Annotated in this window: 13 protein-coding genes; 3 read left to right on the top strand and 10 right to left on the bottom strand. The window is 72.7% G+C overall.

Features of this window, described 5'->3' with window-relative positions; all coding sequences use genetic code 11:
* Positions 1-66: 66 nt before the first annotated feature.
* From ACZ4Z3_RS29845 to ACZ4Z3_RS29810, 8 genes are all read right to left on the bottom strand, one after another.
* Positions 67-1,401, bottom strand: a complete 1,335-nt coding sequence (locus ACZ4Z3_RS29845; RefSeq protein WP_468503933.1) for a cytochrome P450 family protein — start codon at positions 1,399-1,401, stop codon at positions 67-69.
* Positions 1,398-3,491, bottom strand: a complete 2,094-nt coding sequence (locus ACZ4Z3_RS29840) for a tetratricopeptide repeat protein (protein ID WP_468503932.1) — start codon at positions 3,489-3,491, stop codon at positions 1,398-1,400. The genes ACZ4Z3_RS29845 and ACZ4Z3_RS29840 overlap by 4 nt, the downstream gene beginning before the upstream one ends.
* A gap of 42 nt (positions 3,492-3,533) precedes the next feature.
* Positions 3,534-4,538 (bottom strand): nucleoside triphosphate pyrophosphohydrolase, encoded by a 1,005-nt coding sequence (locus tag ACZ4Z3_RS29835; RefSeq protein ID WP_468503931.1) that lies wholly within the window; start codon positions 4,536-4,538, stop codon positions 3,534-3,536.
* A gap of 153 nt (positions 4,539-4,691) precedes the next feature.
* Positions 4,692-5,360, bottom strand: coding sequence for a SurA N-terminal domain-containing protein (locus tag ACZ4Z3_RS29830; RefSeq protein ID WP_468503930.1), 669 nt, complete (start codon positions 5,358-5,360; stop codon positions 4,692-4,694).
* Between the two features lie 180 nt (positions 5,361-5,540).
* Positions 5,541-6,419 carry a glycoside hydrolase domain-containing protein gene (locus ACZ4Z3_RS29825; protein ID WP_468503929.1) on the bottom strand — a complete coding sequence of 293 codons (879 nt, stop codon included), beginning with the start codon at positions 6,417-6,419 and terminating at the stop codon, positions 5,541-5,543.
* Between the two features lie 133 nt (positions 6,420-6,552).
* Positions 6,553-8,046, bottom strand: coding sequence for a serine/threonine-protein kinase (locus ACZ4Z3_RS29820; RefSeq protein ID WP_276205783.1), 1,494 nt, complete (start codon positions 8,044-8,046; stop codon positions 6,553-6,555).
* A gap of 38 nt (positions 8,047-8,084) precedes the next feature.
* A complete protein-coding gene (locus tag ACZ4Z3_RS29815; RefSeq protein WP_468503928.1) occupies positions 8,085-8,702 on the bottom strand; it encodes a hypothetical protein in 618 nt (205 codons plus the stop codon).
* Between the two features lie 217 nt (positions 8,703-8,919).
* Positions 8,920-10,947 (bottom strand): N-6 DNA methylase, encoded by a 2,028-nt coding sequence (locus ACZ4Z3_RS29810; protein WP_468503927.1) that lies wholly within the window; start codon positions 10,945-10,947, stop codon positions 8,920-8,922.
* A gap of 211 nt (positions 10,948-11,158) precedes the next feature.
* Here ACZ4Z3_RS29810 and ACZ4Z3_RS29805 point away from each other — a divergent pair, with 211 nt between their 5' ends.
* Together ACZ4Z3_RS29805 and ACZ4Z3_RS29800 are read left to right on the top strand one after the other, a co-directional pair.
* A complete protein-coding gene (locus ACZ4Z3_RS29805; protein WP_468503926.1) occupies positions 11,159-11,542 on the top strand; it encodes a hypothetical protein in 384 nt (127 codons plus the stop codon).
* 143 nt (positions 11,543-11,685) lie between these two features.
* On the top strand, positions 11,686-12,420 hold the full coding sequence (locus ACZ4Z3_RS29800; protein WP_468503925.1) for a hypothetical protein: 735 nt from the start codon (positions 11,686-11,688) through the stop codon (positions 12,418-12,420).
* A 184-nt stretch (positions 12,421-12,604) separates the two neighbouring features.
* Here ACZ4Z3_RS29800 and ACZ4Z3_RS29795 read toward each other — a convergent pair whose 3' ends face one another.
* A complete protein-coding gene (locus ACZ4Z3_RS29795) occupies positions 12,605-13,324 on the bottom strand; it encodes an HNH endonuclease family protein (protein ID WP_468503924.1) in 720 nt (239 codons plus the stop codon).
* A gap of 128 nt (positions 13,325-13,452) precedes the next feature.
* Positions 13,453-14,289: an SCO6745 family protein gene (locus ACZ4Z3_RS29790; protein WP_468504042.1), complete on the bottom strand. Its 837-nt coding sequence runs from the start codon at positions 14,287-14,289 to the stop codon at positions 13,453-13,455.
* Positions 14,290-14,493: 204 nt separating this feature from the next.
* On the opposite strand from ACZ4Z3_RS29790, the gene ACZ4Z3_RS29785 reads away from it, so the two are divergent.
* Positions 14,494-15,168: a TetR/AcrR family transcriptional regulator gene (locus ACZ4Z3_RS29785; RefSeq protein ID WP_468503923.1), complete on the top strand. Its 675-nt coding sequence runs from the start codon at positions 14,494-14,496 to the stop codon at positions 15,166-15,168.
* The last annotated feature ends 11 nt before the right edge of the window (positions 15,169-15,179 follow it).

The following is a 15,179-nucleotide window of genomic DNA, read 5'->3' as shown; positions in this document are numbered from 1 at the left end:
GAAGATCACGAACTTGAGGGTGCGTCACCTTCGGCCGCTGATCCTGATAAGGGCACAGGCCGTTCATCAGCCCTGACGCGGTGTGAACTCGACGGGAAGGGTGCGCAGTCCGCGCATGATGAGCCCGCCGCGCCAGCGCAGGTCCGCCGGGTCGGCGGCGAGCCGCAGGTCGGGCAGGCGGGTGAGGAGCGTCGCCAGCGCGGTCTGCCCCTCCAGGCGGGCGAGGGGCGCGCCCAGGCAGTAGTGGATGCCGTGGCCGTAGCCGAGGTGCTGGTTGTCGCGGCGGGACAGGTCGAGGGTGTCGGGGTCGGCGAAACGGGCGGGGTCGCGGTCGGCCGCCGCGAGGACCACCAGCACCGGGTCGCCGGGGGCGATGTCCTGCCCGCCGACGGTGAGCGGCCGCGTGGCGAACCGCCAGGTGGCCAGCTCCACCGGCCCGTCGTAGCGGAGGAGTTCCTCGACACCGGTCTCCAGCAGGGCGGTCTCGCCCGCGGCGAGGGAGGTCTGGAGGCGGGCGCGCTGCTCGGGGTGGGTGAGGAGGGCGTAGGTGCCGTTGCCGATGAGGTTGACGGTGGTCTCGAAACCGGCGAACAGAAGGATGAAGGCCATGGCGGCGGCCTCGTTCTCGGTGAGGTGCTCACCGTGGTCCGAGGCGCGGATGAGACCGGAGATGAGGTCCTCGCCGGGGCCGGGTTCGGCGGGCAGCGCCTCGCGCTTGCGGTGGATGAGGTCCGCGAGATAGCCGCGCATCTTCTTCACCGACCTCGCGACCCCGCCACGCGGCCCGCCGCCGTGCCGGATCATCATGCCCGCCCAGTCCCGGAAGTCGTCCTGGTCCTCGCGGGGGACGCCGAGCAGGTCGCAGATCGCGTAGATGGGCAGCGGGAAGGCGAACTCGTGGATGAGGTCGGCCTCGCCCTTCTCGGCGAACCGGTCGATGAGGTCGTCCGTCAGCTCCTGGACCCTGGGGGCGAACTCGGCGACCCGGCGCGGTGTGAAGGCCTTGGAGACGAGGCGGCGCAGCCGGGTGTGGTCCGGCGGGTCGATGTTCAGCAGATGCGTCATCAGCTCGGCCTTGCGCTCACCGGGGATACCGGTCTTGCCCTTGGCGTGCGCGGGCTCGTCGTGATGCGCCGGGTTCTTGGACAGACGCTGGTCGGCGAGGGCCTGCTTGGCGTCGGCGTACCGGGTGACCAGCCAGGCCTCCACACCGCTGGGCAGCTTCGTACGGTGCACGGGCGCGTGCTCACGGAGCCAGGCGTAGGCGGGATAGGGGTCGGTGGCGAACTCCCAGGTGAACAGGGCGGGCGCCGGGGCCGGGGCGGAGGCCTGGTCGGGGGCCGGCTGCGGCTGGGAGCGCGGCTGCGGCTGGGAGTGCGGCGGGTGGGGCTGGTTGGTCACTCGTCGACGGTATCGGGCTGGTCGCCGGGGGGTACGGGCAGCAGGCCCAGGTCGCGCATGGCGTGGTACTGATCCAGTTCGGCGGCCCTGTGGAGCCACTTGTCGGCCTCGTCGATGTCCCCGCGCCGACGGTGGTACTGCGACAACCAGTAGGCGGCGTCACCACTGCCCTGTGCGGCGTCCTCGTGGAGCAGGTTCCTCACCTCGTCGGAGGGGTGGTCGCCCTCGCGAAGGAGGAGGGCGCCGAGATGGCGGGACGCGGCAGGGTGGCCCGCCTCCTTGGCCTCACGGAACAGCCGCTCCGCCTCCTCGTCGTGGTCGCCGAGGCTGTGCAGGTACGCGGCGAGCGCGTGCACGGCGTGGGCGTCCCCGAGCGCCGCACCGCGGCGGAGCCAGAACTCCGCGTTCGTGCTCTTCCGGTAGTACAGGGCCCGGCCCAGGCTCGTGGACGCCTCCTCGTGACCGGACCGGACCGCCCTGACGAACCAGCGCAGCGCGTCAGCCTGTCCGGACCCCAGCAGCAGATCGCCCAGCTCGTGCGCCGCCGCCCCGTCCCCCGCCTCGGCGGCCGTGCGCAGCCACAGCTCGGCGCGCTCGCGGTGCAACCGCCCCGCCTCGCGCGCCGCCTCGACGCTTCCGCCCTGCGCGGCGATCTCCAGGTACCGGATCGCGGCCGCCTCGTCCCCGGCGTCCACCAGATGCGCCGCCCACGCCTCGGCGGCCTCGCGGTGGCCGGCCTCCGCGGCCCGGCGGACCAGGTCCGCGCGTTCGTCCCCGCCCACACGCTCGGCGAGGGCGACCATCAGGTCCGGTTCGCCCGCCTCCATCCGCGGGCGCAACGCCGCGCGAGCCGCGTCCAGCACGGCCTCACGGTCGATCCGCGCGCCCCCCTCCGCCGCGTCCAGCAACAGCCACCACACCCCGTCCGGCACCGGTTCCAGGTCCTCCGCGCGCAGGGCCTCCGCGACCAGCGCCCCGTACGCCCGCCAGGTGCGGTGTTCCTCACCGGCCACGAGCAGGCCCGAGACCCCGAACATGCGGGTGGTGGCCCAGGTGAGGGCGTCCTCGAAGGACTCGCGTTCCTCCGCGCCGTACTGCTCCTGCACCTGTCTGAGCAGCTCCGTCGGTACGGCGCCCTTCACTCCGCACCGCGCCAGGTCGACGGCGGCCCGGACCAGGAGCTGTCCGCGCGGGTGCTCCAGCTTCGTCCCCGGCCGCCGCCACTCCTCGTACATGGTGTGCCCGATCGCGAAGTAGGACGCGGCGCCTTCTTTGCCGCTCCACATGTACGCCGGGTACGCGCGCGGGTCGTCGAGATCCTTGAGGCGGTCCAGCTCCGCGTCGCTCCACTCCCGGGGCACTTCGACCGTGCGGGCCTTGGTCAGGGCGAGGCCGACGCTGTCGCTCCTCATCCGGCGCCGGTAGTACTCCTCGGAGCTCATCGTGCCGAGCAGGACCACGCCGAGGCCGGCGAGCCGCCCCAACAGCCTCCGGTCCAGCCCGCCCTCGCCGAAGTGGTCGGTCAACTCGTCCAGCCAGATGACGTACCTGCCCGGCTCGCCCTTCAGCGCGGCGAGCACCGCCCGCAGATCCTCCGCCGGGTCCGGGGCGTACAGCCGGTACCCCTCCAGGGACCGCACCCCGTGCCACGCGGTGTACGACTTGCCCACGTACCGTTCGCCGAGAACCAGTACCAGCCCGCTGTGCGCGAGTTTGGCGCGCAGGTCCGCGTCGCAGTCGCGGGGCACGTACGGCGGTACGTCGGCCTGGCCCGGTATGTGCCGGGTCGGGCCGACGCCGAACTCCAGGGGCTTTACCTCGCCGACCGGCCGCCACTCGGCCGGGTCGAGCACACTGCCGTAGCGGTCGTGCTCGACGCCGGTGGCGCGGTCCTCGGGGGCTCCGGCGGGGCGTTCACCGGCCGAGGGCCCCTGTGAGATGTGGCCGATGCGGCCGGCCTGGATGAAGATGCCGTTGCTGACGTTGCCGGTGTAGGCGTTGCCTATGTCGCCCCCGGCGGCGATGGACCTGCTGCCCGTGGCCTCCACCGACCGCTTGCCCCCGGTCTCGTCGTCCGACTCCCGACCCACCCAAGCCCCCACACGTCGCGACCACCCGTGAGGGCAACGGTACTAAGCGTTCAGCCCTTCGGCCGCCCGCACGGCGTCACGGTACGAGCGGGCGGCCGCCCGGAGCGCCGCCTCCGGGTCGACGCCCTCGGCCTCGGCCCGCACGGCCATCGCCAGCAGCTCGTACCCGATGCCGTCGCCCGCGGGGAGCGGGACGTCCAGGCCGGCCGTGCGGACGCGGGACGCGAGCTTCGAGGCGAGCGCCAGGCCGGGCTGGCCGAGGGGTATGCCGTCGGTCACCGACTCGCGCCGCTTCTCGACGGCTTTGGTGCGCAGCCAGTGCTCCTTGACCTCCTCCGGGGTGGTGGCGGTGGCGTCGCCGAAGACATGGGGGTGGCGGTGGATGAGCTTGGTGACGATGGTGGCGGCGACGTCGTCGATGGAGAACGGCGCCTCGGGGTCCTCCTCGGCGATCCGGGAGTGGAAGACGACCTGGAGGAGGACGTCGCCCAGCTCCTCGCGGAGTTCGTCCCGGTCGCCCTCCTCGATCGCCTCGACCAGTTCGTAGGCCTCCTCGATGCCGTACTTGGCGAGGCCCTTGTGGGTCTGGCGCGAGGACCAGGGGCATTCCTCGCGGATGCGGTCCATGACCTGGATCAGGTCCAGGAGGCGGGCGCCGGGGAGGTCGTAGGAGGCGGGGAGAAGCTCCAGTGACGGCATCCGCAGGCGGCCGGAGCCGGCGAGGCGGGCCAGGCCGTCGGTGAGGCGGGGTTCGCCCTCGGCGGTCGCCACGACGACCACGGTGCGGTCGCCGGCGCAGGCGTCGACCAGGTCCTCGGCGGTCGGGGCGGCCTGCTCGACCGTGATGCCGGCCTCCCGCAGATAGGGCAGCTGCGGGTGGGCCTCGTCCGCGCACAGGACGCGGTCGGCGTCCCGCAGGGCCTGCCAGGCGGGCCAGGAGAGCAGACCGGGTGCGACACGGTGGCTGGTGGTGAGCAGGACGACCCTGCCGGGGCCGGGGGCGGGGGCCGCGGTGTCGGGGGCGTCGTCGGGACGGTGTGCGTTCACCCCACGAACGTAACCCACGCCACCGACGGCCCCCGAAGTTATCCACAGGCAGGGGCCGGCGTGCGTCCACAGGCAGGGCCGGCGTGCGCGGCGGGCGGTCGGGAGGCGGCGGACCGCGGTGCGGCGACGGCCGGTGGGCCCTTGCCGGGTGGGTCAGGTCGGCTGTTGCTGGGTGGCCTTCGTGACCTCGCGGACCCACGGCGTCTTGGTGTCCGCCAGGCCGAGCCGGCCGTCCTGGGCCACGCCCCAGGAGCCGTAGCGCGGGTTGAGGTCGACGCCGAGTTCCTCGGACGCGTCGGCCATGGCCTTCCAGAAGACGGTGCCGCCCTCGGGGCTGTTCATGTCGGCGCCGAGCGCGGTGGCGAGCTTCTGGACCTCGACGTCGCTGCGGAGGCTCTCCTCCAGGTGCTCGGGAGCGACGTTGTACTGCTGGAGCCAGGCCGCCTCCAGCGCCTCGGAGCCGCCCGCCTCGTGCTCCAGGTCGGAACGGTACTTCTGGACTTCCTTGCGGGTGACGGTCACACCGGCGTCCGCGAGCGCCCGGTCGAGGACCTTCTCCAGGACCATGCCGTTCAGCGTGTTGCGGGTGAGGGTGCCGGTCTGCGCGACGAGGCGCTGGTACTGGGCGTCGTCCCCGCTGGCGGCGCGCTGGGCGGTGCGCACGTCGTTCACCCGGTTCTCCAGTTGCGCGACCGTGATCCGCTCGCTGCCCACGACGGCCGCGGCGCCGGGATGCGCGTCGCTCCCGCAGGCGGTCAGCAGGGGAGCCGCGGCGGCGATCGCGGCGGAGAGGACGAGCGCGGTGCGACGACGGCGGTGCAAGTTGGCCTCCCGAGGAGATTGTGCGGCGGTGCACAAGGTCTTGCGGTGATCGATGGTAGGCAGTGGCCCTGCTCTCGGCCAGCCATTCGACCAACGATTCACACCGACTTCCGGCACCGCCGCACCGGGAGGCCGCCCCCGTCGGCCCGCGCCCCGCGCCGGACGCCGCTCACCGTCCGCTCATCCGACGATCGCCACCGGTGCGTCCCACGCGTCACGGTCCACGGTGATCGTGTGGCCGCCGCGGCTCTCCTTGCTGTTGACCATGTACTGATGGGCGCGGTGGTGCCCGGTGTACAGCGTCGGGGCGTACGGCCAGTCGCTGGTCGTCGTGTTGACCTTGTCCCACTTGGCGTACCAGAGGTTGCCCGGCAGGTTCGTGCGGTCGGTGGCCGTGGCGACCGCCTTGGCGCTGGAGCTGCTGAAGCCGTAGAAGCCGGAGCGGTACTGCTTGGCGCCGAGCGCCTTGTGCCAGGCCCGGACATAGGTGAGGACGGCGTCGTCGCACGCCGTGTTCGTGATGTCGTACGCCTCCATGTCGAGGTAGAGCGCGCTGCCGGGCTTCATTCCGAGGGCGGCGGCCTTGGCGACGGCGTCGGCTCCGTCGGCGGCGCCCTGGGAGGCGGCTGTCGACGCGGTGATCACCTCGGGGCTGGAGCCGCTCTGGCAGGGCGGCTGGGCGCCCACGTAGAGCGGGACGAGCTTCCAGCCGAGGGTGTCGACCGACTTCACCCAGGACGCGGTGAGGTTGGGCTGGGCGCAGCCGCGGTTCTTGCCGCCGATGTAGACGGCCGCCGCGCCGTAGAAGCCGGTGTTCCATGCCTTCATCGCGGACAGGGACGGTGCCGTGCAGGTGTCGAAGGCGCGGCCCGTGTAGACCTTCGCGGACGGCCATGCGGTGGTCGTGGCGAGGGAGTTCTGCGCGGCGACGCCGGCCCCGGCGAGCACGGCGGCCCCGGCCGCGGTCCAGGCGATGTACCGGCGCTTCCGTGACTGCCGGTGACTCGGCCTCCCGGACCGTCTGCGGCTGGTCGTCCCGTCGGTCGTCTCTTCGGACATGGTTGGCCCCACCCCTTGATCGATCTGTGTGTGCACAGCTAAGCGGGGTCGGTTCCGCATTCGGGAAACACCGCCTCTACGGTGCGGCAAACTTGGGCCAAGGCGGCGCAAAACATACGCCCGCCGGTGGGTGTCAGCCGCGCACCTGCCCCAGCCACTGCAGGGTTCGCCGGACCTCGCCCGCCAGGGGGTGGCCGGGGCCCCGCAGGCGCTCCACGTCCAGCAGGAGGCGGCCCAGGGTCTCGTGGGCGGCGCCGCGGTCGCCGAGGGCGAGGAGCAGGTGGCCTATGCGGCGGCGGACGTCGAGGGCCAGCTCGGGGTCGCCGCCCACGTACTGGTTCTCGAAGTACGGCAGCAGCGAGCGGTACTCGGAGAGGGCCGCCGCGGGTTCGCCGAGTTGTTCGAGGCACTGGGCGGAGTCGTAGCGGAAGCGCAGGGACTGCGGGTCGGCCTGGCCCGCCTCGGCGGCCCGCTCGTCGGCGAGGCGGCGCAGCTCGGGCAGGGCGCGGCGGTACTGCCCGTCGTCCATGAGCGTGGCCGCGTACTGCTTGCGCAGGGTGCGCACGACGGGTGAGTGCTCGCCGTGCTGGGCGGCGGCGGCCGGGAGGATCGCGCCGAGGATGTCGACGGCCTGGGTGATACGTCCCTCACCGAGGAGCCGCTTGACCTCGTCGACGGCGCCCGCGACATCGGGCTTGTCGACCGGAGGGGCCTCCGCCGGGGCGGCGGAGGGCTGCGGCGCGGGGATCCGGGCGCGGTCCGGCCAGGGGGCGTGCGGGCGCAGGAAGGGGCGGGTGGGATCCAGCGGCGAACCCGTGGGCATGCCGCGCGCCGGGAGGAGCGGCAGGAGCTGCTCGTAGGTCTCCTGCGCGGAGGACGGGCGGTGCTGCGGGTCCTTGGACAGCAGCCGCAGCACCAGCGTCTCCAGCGCCTCGGGGACCTCGGGGCGGATCCGGCGGACGGGGACGGGCGGCTCGTACAGATGGCGGTGGAGGACGCCGAGGGCCGTGGAGCCCGTGAACGGCACGTTCCCGCTGAGCAGTTCGTGCATCAGCACACCGAGGGCGTACAGGTCGGTGTACGGGCCGACCGCGCCGCCCATGGCCTGCTCGGGGGCCATGTAGGCGGGGCTGCCGATGGGCGAGCCGGTGTGGGTGAGGCGGGTGGTGTCGGTGTCCATCACGGAGGCGACACCGAGGTCGAGAACGGTGACCGTGCCGTCCTGCTTGACCATCACGTTCCGCGGCTTGAGGTCGCGGTGGATGATCGGCACCGCGTGCACGGCGGACAGCACCGCGCACAGCTGGGCGGCGACCGCGACCGTCCACTGCCACGGGTAGGGGTCGTGCTCGGCGAGGTGGTCGGAGAGGTCCGCCCCGTCGACGTACTGCATGACGAGGAACAGCTCCTCGCCCTCGCTGCCCGCGTCGTGCACGGTGACCAGGCCGGGGTGGTCGACCTGGGCCGTGACCCGGCACTCGCGCACGAAGCGGCGGCGCAGCTCGTCGGCCTCCTGGCCGGCGACCTTGTCCGGGCGCAGCAGCTTGACCGCCACCCGCCGGTCGAGGCGCTGGTCGTACGCCGTCCACACCTGGCCCATGCCGCCCTGCCCGATGAGGGTGGACAGTTCGTAGCGGCCGGTGATCAGGCGTCCGGTCCCCTGGGTCACCGGTCTCCTTCGTTTCTGCGGAGATAGTCACTGAGCTCGTCGAGTTCGGCGCGCACCTGGTCGATACGGGCCGGGCCGGGACGCTGCGGATCCGACGCGGGCCCCGGCTGGACGGGGGGACCCGGGATCGGCGTCGACTGCGACTGGACGGGCGGCTGCGGGGCCGGGGTGTAGGGCTGCGGCTGCGGGACCTGGGCCGGCGGGTAGCTGTAGCCCGTCTGCTGGGAGTAGACCGTGGTCTGGGCGTACGCCGAGGGCGGGGCCGTGCGGGACGGGCTGAAGTGGCGTATGTCCGCGTACAGGTAGTACGCGACGGTGGCCACGAGTCCGCCGAACAGCATCGTCATGCCGACGTCGCCGCGCCAGGTGGTGAACTCGTCCTCGCCCGGGTCGGTGCCGATGATGTAGAGCGTCGCGACGATGTGCACGACCGCCAGGGCGAACAGGAACCAGTCGCGCGGTCTGCGGGTGACGGAGGCCAGTCGCAGCAGGCTGGCCCAACCGAGGAGGCCGCAGCTCATGACGGTGACCACCACGAAGATCACACGCAGCGTGACCGGCGCCCCCTGCGAGGGGCCGGGGGGCTGTTGCGGCGCGTAGCCGTGGCCGTGCATGGCTGCTCCTGAAGGCCTGGTGGAAGTGGACCGCGATGTCGTTCCGAGCGTATAGGTCGACCACGACAAGCGGTCCAGGGTTGTGGACAACCGTTGCAGTCCTGGTCACGCCGCCCGGAGCGGAGTGGTTCCGTCCGGTGGAACCGTGTCGGTCGTCCCGGCGGATCCACACGATCGTTCGACGGACCCACCTGATCGTAAGGGCAGTTCGTCGTCTTCAGTCCGGGGAGACCGTTCCGTCCGTCAGTCCGTCGTACATACCGCGCACGAGTCGGGTGCCCAGGCGGCCCGCCTCGCGGAGCGCGTCCTCGAAGGCGGCGAGGGCCCGGAACCGCTCGCCGTAGCGGCGCTGCTGCTCCAGGGGCAGTCGGGGCAGTTGGAGGCGGCGTACGTCGAGGCGGCTGGCGGTGGAGGCGTAACTGCTGGCCTGGCGGCTGTTGGCGGTGCCGCGCAGGAACCCGGCGACGAACCACGCGTCGAGCGCCGCCGGGTCGGGGCGCAGGAGCGTCAGGTTGCGGCCGAGAGCGGCTCCGGCGGTGTCCTCGTCGACGACGCGGGCGATCCCGCCGCCGCCGAGGACGGGGACGACGATGTCGCCCTGCTCCACCAGCACCGGCTCCTCCCCGGTCTCGGTGAGGGTCCCCGACGGTGCCGTGCCCGCCAGGACGTCGTGGTCGGTGAGCACCCGCGCGTGGGGGCCGTTCCCGCCGGTGCGCAGCAACAGGGCCCCGCCGCGCGCGAGTTCCCCCACGGTGGTGAGCGGCCAGCGCGGGGGCTGCGTCTCGTCGGCGAGCGGGGGCGTGAGATCGGCGGTCAGCCGCAGGGTCTCGCCGAGGCGTTCGCGTACGGTGCCGAGTTCCGCGGCTGAGCCGCCCGCGGCCGGTGGCGGCAGATGCCGGGCGGGGGCCAGGTCCACATCGTCGTCGAGCAGTTCGATGACCGGCATCGAACGGCTCAGCCCGGGGCGTGCCACGGCCTCGCCGGTGCGGTCGAACGGCTTCCACGCCTCCAGCACGGCGGCCGCCACGGCCGCCCAGTCGACCCCGCCCCGCCCCTCGGCGCCGAGCCGCCCGGTGTCCACGAGCAGCAGCTCCGGCGGCGCCGGCGTCCTGCCCGGCCGACGCAGCACCCACAGGTGCAGCCCGATGTTGTACGGGGGTGCCGCGCCGACCGGCAGGGCGATCACGGCGCGCAGGGCGCCGCGACGCAGCAGGTCGGCGCGGATACGGCGCCCGGAGCGGCGGCTCGCGACGGCCGGCGGCATCAGCAGGACGGCGGTGCCGCCGTCCTCCAGCCGGGCCAGCGCGTGCTGCACCCAGGCGAGTTCGGATTCGGTGCGGGCCGGGAAGCCGTACTCCCAGCGCGGGTCGTAGGCGAGTTCGTCGTGGCCCCAGTTGCGCTCGTTGAACGGCGGGTGGCAGAGCACCGCCTCGGCCCTGAGGTGTTCGTGGGCGTCCGCGCGGAGGCTGTCCCCGGCGGCGGTGCGGATGGCGCTCTTGGTGCGCAGGGCGAGCCGCAGCGCGGTGAGGGCGGCCAGTTCGGGGGCGCTGTCCTGGCCGTGGAGCTCCTGGCCGGGGCGGGGCGCGACGGCGCGCAGGAGGGCGCCGGTGCCGCAGGCCGGGTCGAACACGGTGCGGGCGGGCCCGGCGATCTCGGCCATCAGCTCGGCCAGCTCGCCCGGGGTGAGCGTGTACTGGCGGGGGTTGGCGTCGAGATGGCGGGCCAGCAGGAACTCGAAGGTCTGCCGCGCGCCCAGGTCCGCCGCGAGTTCCGTGGCGCCCCGCAGCAGCGGGATCGAGGGCCGCAGCTCGGCGGCCGTGGGTGCGTGCACGGCGGGCTCGCCGTGCGGGCCGAAACGCGGGCCGAGAAGCTGCGCGAGGTGGTCGGCCAGAGAGTCGGCCAGCTGTTCGTCGTCGTCCGTGGCGCTCGACTCCAGCCAGGCCAGGGGCCGGTCGTGGAGGTACAGCAGGGCGCAGCCGGCGTGCACCAGGGCCGTGCCGGGGCCGTCCGGGTGGCCGGTGACCTGCTGCCAGACCCGCTCCTTGAGCGGGACCTCGGCGAGCTTGCCCTGCTTGCGCAGCCACTCCTCGACGTCGGTCAGCGCGAAGGACGGGCTGGTCTCGGTGCCGCCGACCGGCCTGGGGAAGTCGGCGTGGCGGCGGCGCCAGTTGCTGACGGCGGCGCGGCCGACGCCGGCGAGCCGCGCGATCTCCGCGGCGGTGACCTCTGTCCCGTTCTCCTGCACGCGCCCGGCTCCCCTCGTACCTGGTGTGTGGCGTTGAGCATACCGACACACGCAAGATCTACCGCTTCACGCCGTGTACCTACTCATTATCGTGAACCGTGTTGACTCGGTTCACAAGCTCTGCTGTGATTAACTCATCGAACGACGGACCGCCCGCCTCGGGTGGTCACACCCCGTCGTGCGGTCATCCACCAGGAGAGGAGGCACGACCATGGGCATGAAGGCGCAGCTCGCACTGCATGCGGCGGTCGGTCTCCTCGTCATCGGTGTGGTCTCGGCGAACGCCGGGAGCGGTGACAGCGCCTCCTACGGCACCGGATCCGTCGACCGCTTCAAGAGCTTTGTGAACACTCACGGCACCTCCGCCGAGAGAGTCGCCGTCTCGCATGTCACCGATGTGTACAGACCCGCGCCACCCGCGGACGGGACCGACTCCACCGATGTCCTCACGGACCTCTCCGGCGGCCCACCGGGCGGCGGTACCCGTCCCGCCCGGCTGATCGCCGCCGCCTTCGCCGACTGGAAGCACGGCGAGCGGGGCCACGTCACTGTTTACGACTCGGCGGGCGAGCAACTCGCCACCCGCGCCTACTGACAGGCACCTCCGCTCATCGAGCGGGTGTCACCGCCCGCCGATCCGGTATCACCGCTCACCGCTCACGTCCGCCGCCGTACGCACACCCGTGCCCGCGTGCGGCGGCGGCACCGTTCACTCATCACATCCCAGGGGGACCTCCCATGCGTCGCACCGCACTCGCCGCTCTCTGCATCGCCGCCGCGGCCACCTTCTCGCTCACCGGCTGCCTGCCCGGCGAGGACAAGTCGAACGAGCCGTTCTCCGGCCTGAGCGGCGGCGAGATCGCCGACAAGGCCGTGAAGGCCACCTCCGACGCCGACTCGCTCCGGATGAAGGGCGAGATCCAGGACGACAGCGCCGGCGGCACGATCAACCTCGACATGGCCCTCAACAAGAAGGGCGACTGCGCCGGCACGATCGGCATGAAGGACGGCAAGGCCGACCTGATCAAGACCGGCGACACGATCTACATGAAGTACGACGAGGCGTTCCTGCGCGCCCAGGCGGGCGGTTCCTCCAAGGAGGAGACCGACATGATCGTGGACATGCTGGCCGGCAAGTGGACCAAGACGTCCGCGACCGCCAAGGACTCCAAGGAGATGGCGGCCTTCTGCGACCTGGACACCGTGCTCGCCGACTTCGAGGACACCAACTCCGACGCCGAGCGCGGCAAGACCACCACGGTCGACGGCACGCCCGCGATCCTCCTCCACGAGAAGGACGGCAAGGACCGGTACACCCTGTCCGTCGCCACCAAGGGCAAGCCGTACCTCCTGCGGGTCGTGAGCAAGTCCGCCAAGGAGCCGGGGGACATGAGCTTCACCGACTACAACAAGCCGGTCCCGGCCGACGCCCCCAAGGGCAAGGTCATCGACCTGGACAAGGACTGGAGCTGACCTGACACCCCGGGGCTCGCATCGGGCACGACCCGCACGAGCCCCGGGGCGCGGGAGACAGGCACACCGCACGAGCCCCCGCAGCGCGCGTGAGCCCCACGGCGTCCGAGGCGCCCCGCGCCCCGCACGTCACGGTGCACGCCACGGTCTTCTCCGGGGCTCGGTACAGCGGTCCCTCAGGGCCTCAGTCCGCGTGGAAGCGGGCCGGGGCCTTGGTCGGGTTTCCGCCGCTGGGGAGCTTCTGGTCGGGGCAGGCGCTCAGCACCCGCTTCATCGCGGCCTGTTCGGCCGAGGTGACCCACAGCTCGTACTTCTTCTTCACGGCGACCTGCGCGGCCACATACGTGCACCGGTAGGCCTTGTTGGGCGGGAGCCAGGTGGCCGCGTCACCGTCGCCCTTGCCCCGGTTGGTGCCCGCGTCGACCGCGAGAAGGTTGAGCGGGTCGTTGGCCAGGGCTATGCGCTTGCTGTCGTCCCACTTCTGGGCGCCCTTCTGCCAGGCGTCGGACAGGGCCACGATGTGGTCTATGTCGATCTGGCTGCGGCCCCGTACGAACGACACGTCCTCGCCGGTGTACGGGTCCGGGTCGAGCACACCGGAGGCCACCCGGCAGTCCCCGTCGCGGAACTTCACGTCCTCCAGGTCGCGTCGGAGTATGTCGTCCCGGGTGTCGCAGTCGTTGGAGTCGGTGTCGGCCCAGGGGCTGCCGAACTCCTCCCGGTCGTAACCGGTCTTCGGCGCACGGCCCTTGACGGTCAGGGACTCCGCCGCGGCCAGGGCGGGGCCTCCCCCGCCCGGGTTGTCCGCCGGCCCCGCGGAACCCGCCGTGCCCGGTTCACAGCCGCTGACGGCGGCGACCAGTACCAGGGCGGCGACGGCCACCCCACCCCTCAGACGCACCACGCGACCCTCCTCACTGTCCTTGCTGGTTGCTTCGGTCCGGTTGCCCTGCCTGTGTTCCCTGCCCACTCCGGCCGACACCGTAGCCCCCGTGGGCAAGGGGCGGATCGGCGCAGGCACCGGCTCCGGGCTCACACCTTGCCTATCCCCAGCGTCGTCTCCGACGGCAGCAGACCCGAGCCGATCGCGGTGACCCAGAACTCGCCCAGCAGGTCGGCGAGTCGCGCGGTGTCCGCCGGGCCGAGGAACTGCCAGGGCTCGGCGGCCAGTCGGTCGGTGTGCCGCTCGACCTCCCGGCGCAGACTCCGGCCGGCTTCCGTGGCCGTACCGTCGGCGTCGACCAGTCCGCGTGCGGCCAGGCGGTCGCGGGCGGCCGACCACTCGGCCGGGGTCCAGCCCCGGCTCTCGAAGCGTGCCACCGAGGCCGCGCCTATCGCCGCGAAGGAGACGAGGGATTCGGCGGGGTCGAGGTCCGCGATCAACAGGGCCGCGAGGTGGCCGTCCCCCCGGTGCTCGCGCAGGATCGTCGCCGCCCGCCACAACTGGAGGTGCGCGGGCTCGGGCCACGACAGTTCGGCGTTGGCGGCGGCCAGCGGGCGGCCCGCGGTACTCACGGACTCGGCGGCGCGGCGGGCCAGGGCGGCGGCCTCCGCGAGTTCGGGACTGTCCGCGCGCTCCCCGAACAGCCCTCGGTACGTGCGGTCGACCGCCCGCTCCCGGGCCGCAAGCACGGCCTCCGGGCTCGCGGTCCGCCAGGCCGGCTCGATGTGTTCGGCGACCATGCGCGGGCTGAAGCTGTAGAAGGCGGAGGCCACCCGCTCGCTTCCGGCCGCGCCCAACGGGGCCGCCCGGTAGGCGAAGTAGCTCGGCCAGCGCTCCGTCACGTCGTATCCCAGCGCGGCGGCCTCCTCGAAGGGTTCCTGCGCGTAATAGAAGACGGCGTGCAGCGGCTCCAGCAGGTGCCACATTCGGCGGACCTCGCCCAGCGCGACGCCGTCGCCCTCGCCCCGGCCCACTGCTGCACCCACACCGCTCACGCTGACGTTCTCGGACATGACGCATCCCCCTTGCCGCTCCCCCGGCCACTACGACCGAGCCCGAACTTGTCACTGACAAGATTGCCGGACCGCACGCGAACTTGTCAACGACAAGATTGGGCGTACGCTGACCCCATGCCGCGCAGCGACTCCCGGGACGACGCCGACCGCCCTGACAGGCCGAACCGTCCTGACAGGCCCAGCCGTCCAAATGGGCCCAACCGTCCAGATGGGCCCGACCGCCCCGACCGCCCCTACCACCACGGCGATCTACGGCGCGCGATCCTCCGCGCCGCACTCGATGTCATCGCCGCCGACGGGCCCTCCGCGCTCAGCCTGCGGGACCTGGCCCGCCGCGCGGGCGTCTCGCACGCGGCGCCGGCGCACCACTTCAAGGACCGCACGGGGCTGCTCACGGCGATCGCGGCCGAGGGCCACGCGCTCCTGGCCACCACGCTCACCGAGGCCGACGACCTGCGGGACGCGGGCGTCCGCTACGTCCGCTTCGCCCGTGAGCACCCGGCCCACTTCCAGGTGATGTTCCGCCCGGAGCTGCTCCGCGAGGACGACCTCGAACTGACCACCGCCCGCGCCCTGTCGGGCGAGCGGCTGCGCATCGCGGTCAGTACCGCCCGCCCCGAGTTCGGTGGAGCGGACCCCCGGCTGGCCGGCATCGCCGCCTGGTCCCTCTCCCACGGCTTCGCGACGCTGCTCCTCAGCCACAACCTCGACGCCGTGGTCGGCGACCAGGACCCGGAGGACGTCTTCCGCACGGCGACGGAGCTGCTGTTCCCGTCCACAGGACGGTGACCAGCCGTCAC

Source organism: Streptomyces sp. NPDC030296, assembly GCF_055572815.1.
The sequence above is the reverse complement of the archived record's forward strand: the minus strand, read 5'-3'. Positions and strand labels throughout refer to the sequence as shown.

Excerpts from the sequence above, each read along its gene's own strand:
- ACZ4Z3_RS29825 (WP_468503929.1), bottom strand. The coding sequence starts at position 6,419 with ATGTCCGAAGAGACGACCGACGGGACGACCAGCCGCAGACGGTCCGGG.
- ACZ4Z3_RS29815 (WP_468503928.1), bottom strand. The coding sequence starts at position 8,702 with ATGCACGGCCACGGCTACGCGCCGCAACAGCCCCCCGGCCCCTCGCAG.
- ACZ4Z3_RS29805 (WP_468503926.1), top strand. The coding sequence starts at position 11,159 with ATGGGCATGAAGGCGCAGCTCGCACTGCATGCGGCGGTCGGTCTCCTC.
- ACZ4Z3_RS29800 (WP_468503925.1), top strand. The coding sequence starts at position 11,686 with ATGCGTCGCACCGCACTCGCCGCTCTCTGCATCGCCGCCGCGGCCACC.
- ACZ4Z3_RS29790 (WP_468504042.1), bottom strand. The coding sequence starts at position 14,289 with ATGTGGCACCTGCTGGAGCCGCTGCACGCCGTCTTCTATTACGCGCAG.
- ACZ4Z3_RS29785 (WP_468503923.1), top strand. The coding sequence starts at position 14,494 with ATGCCGCGCAGCGACTCCCGGGACGACGCCGACCGCCCTGACAGGCCG.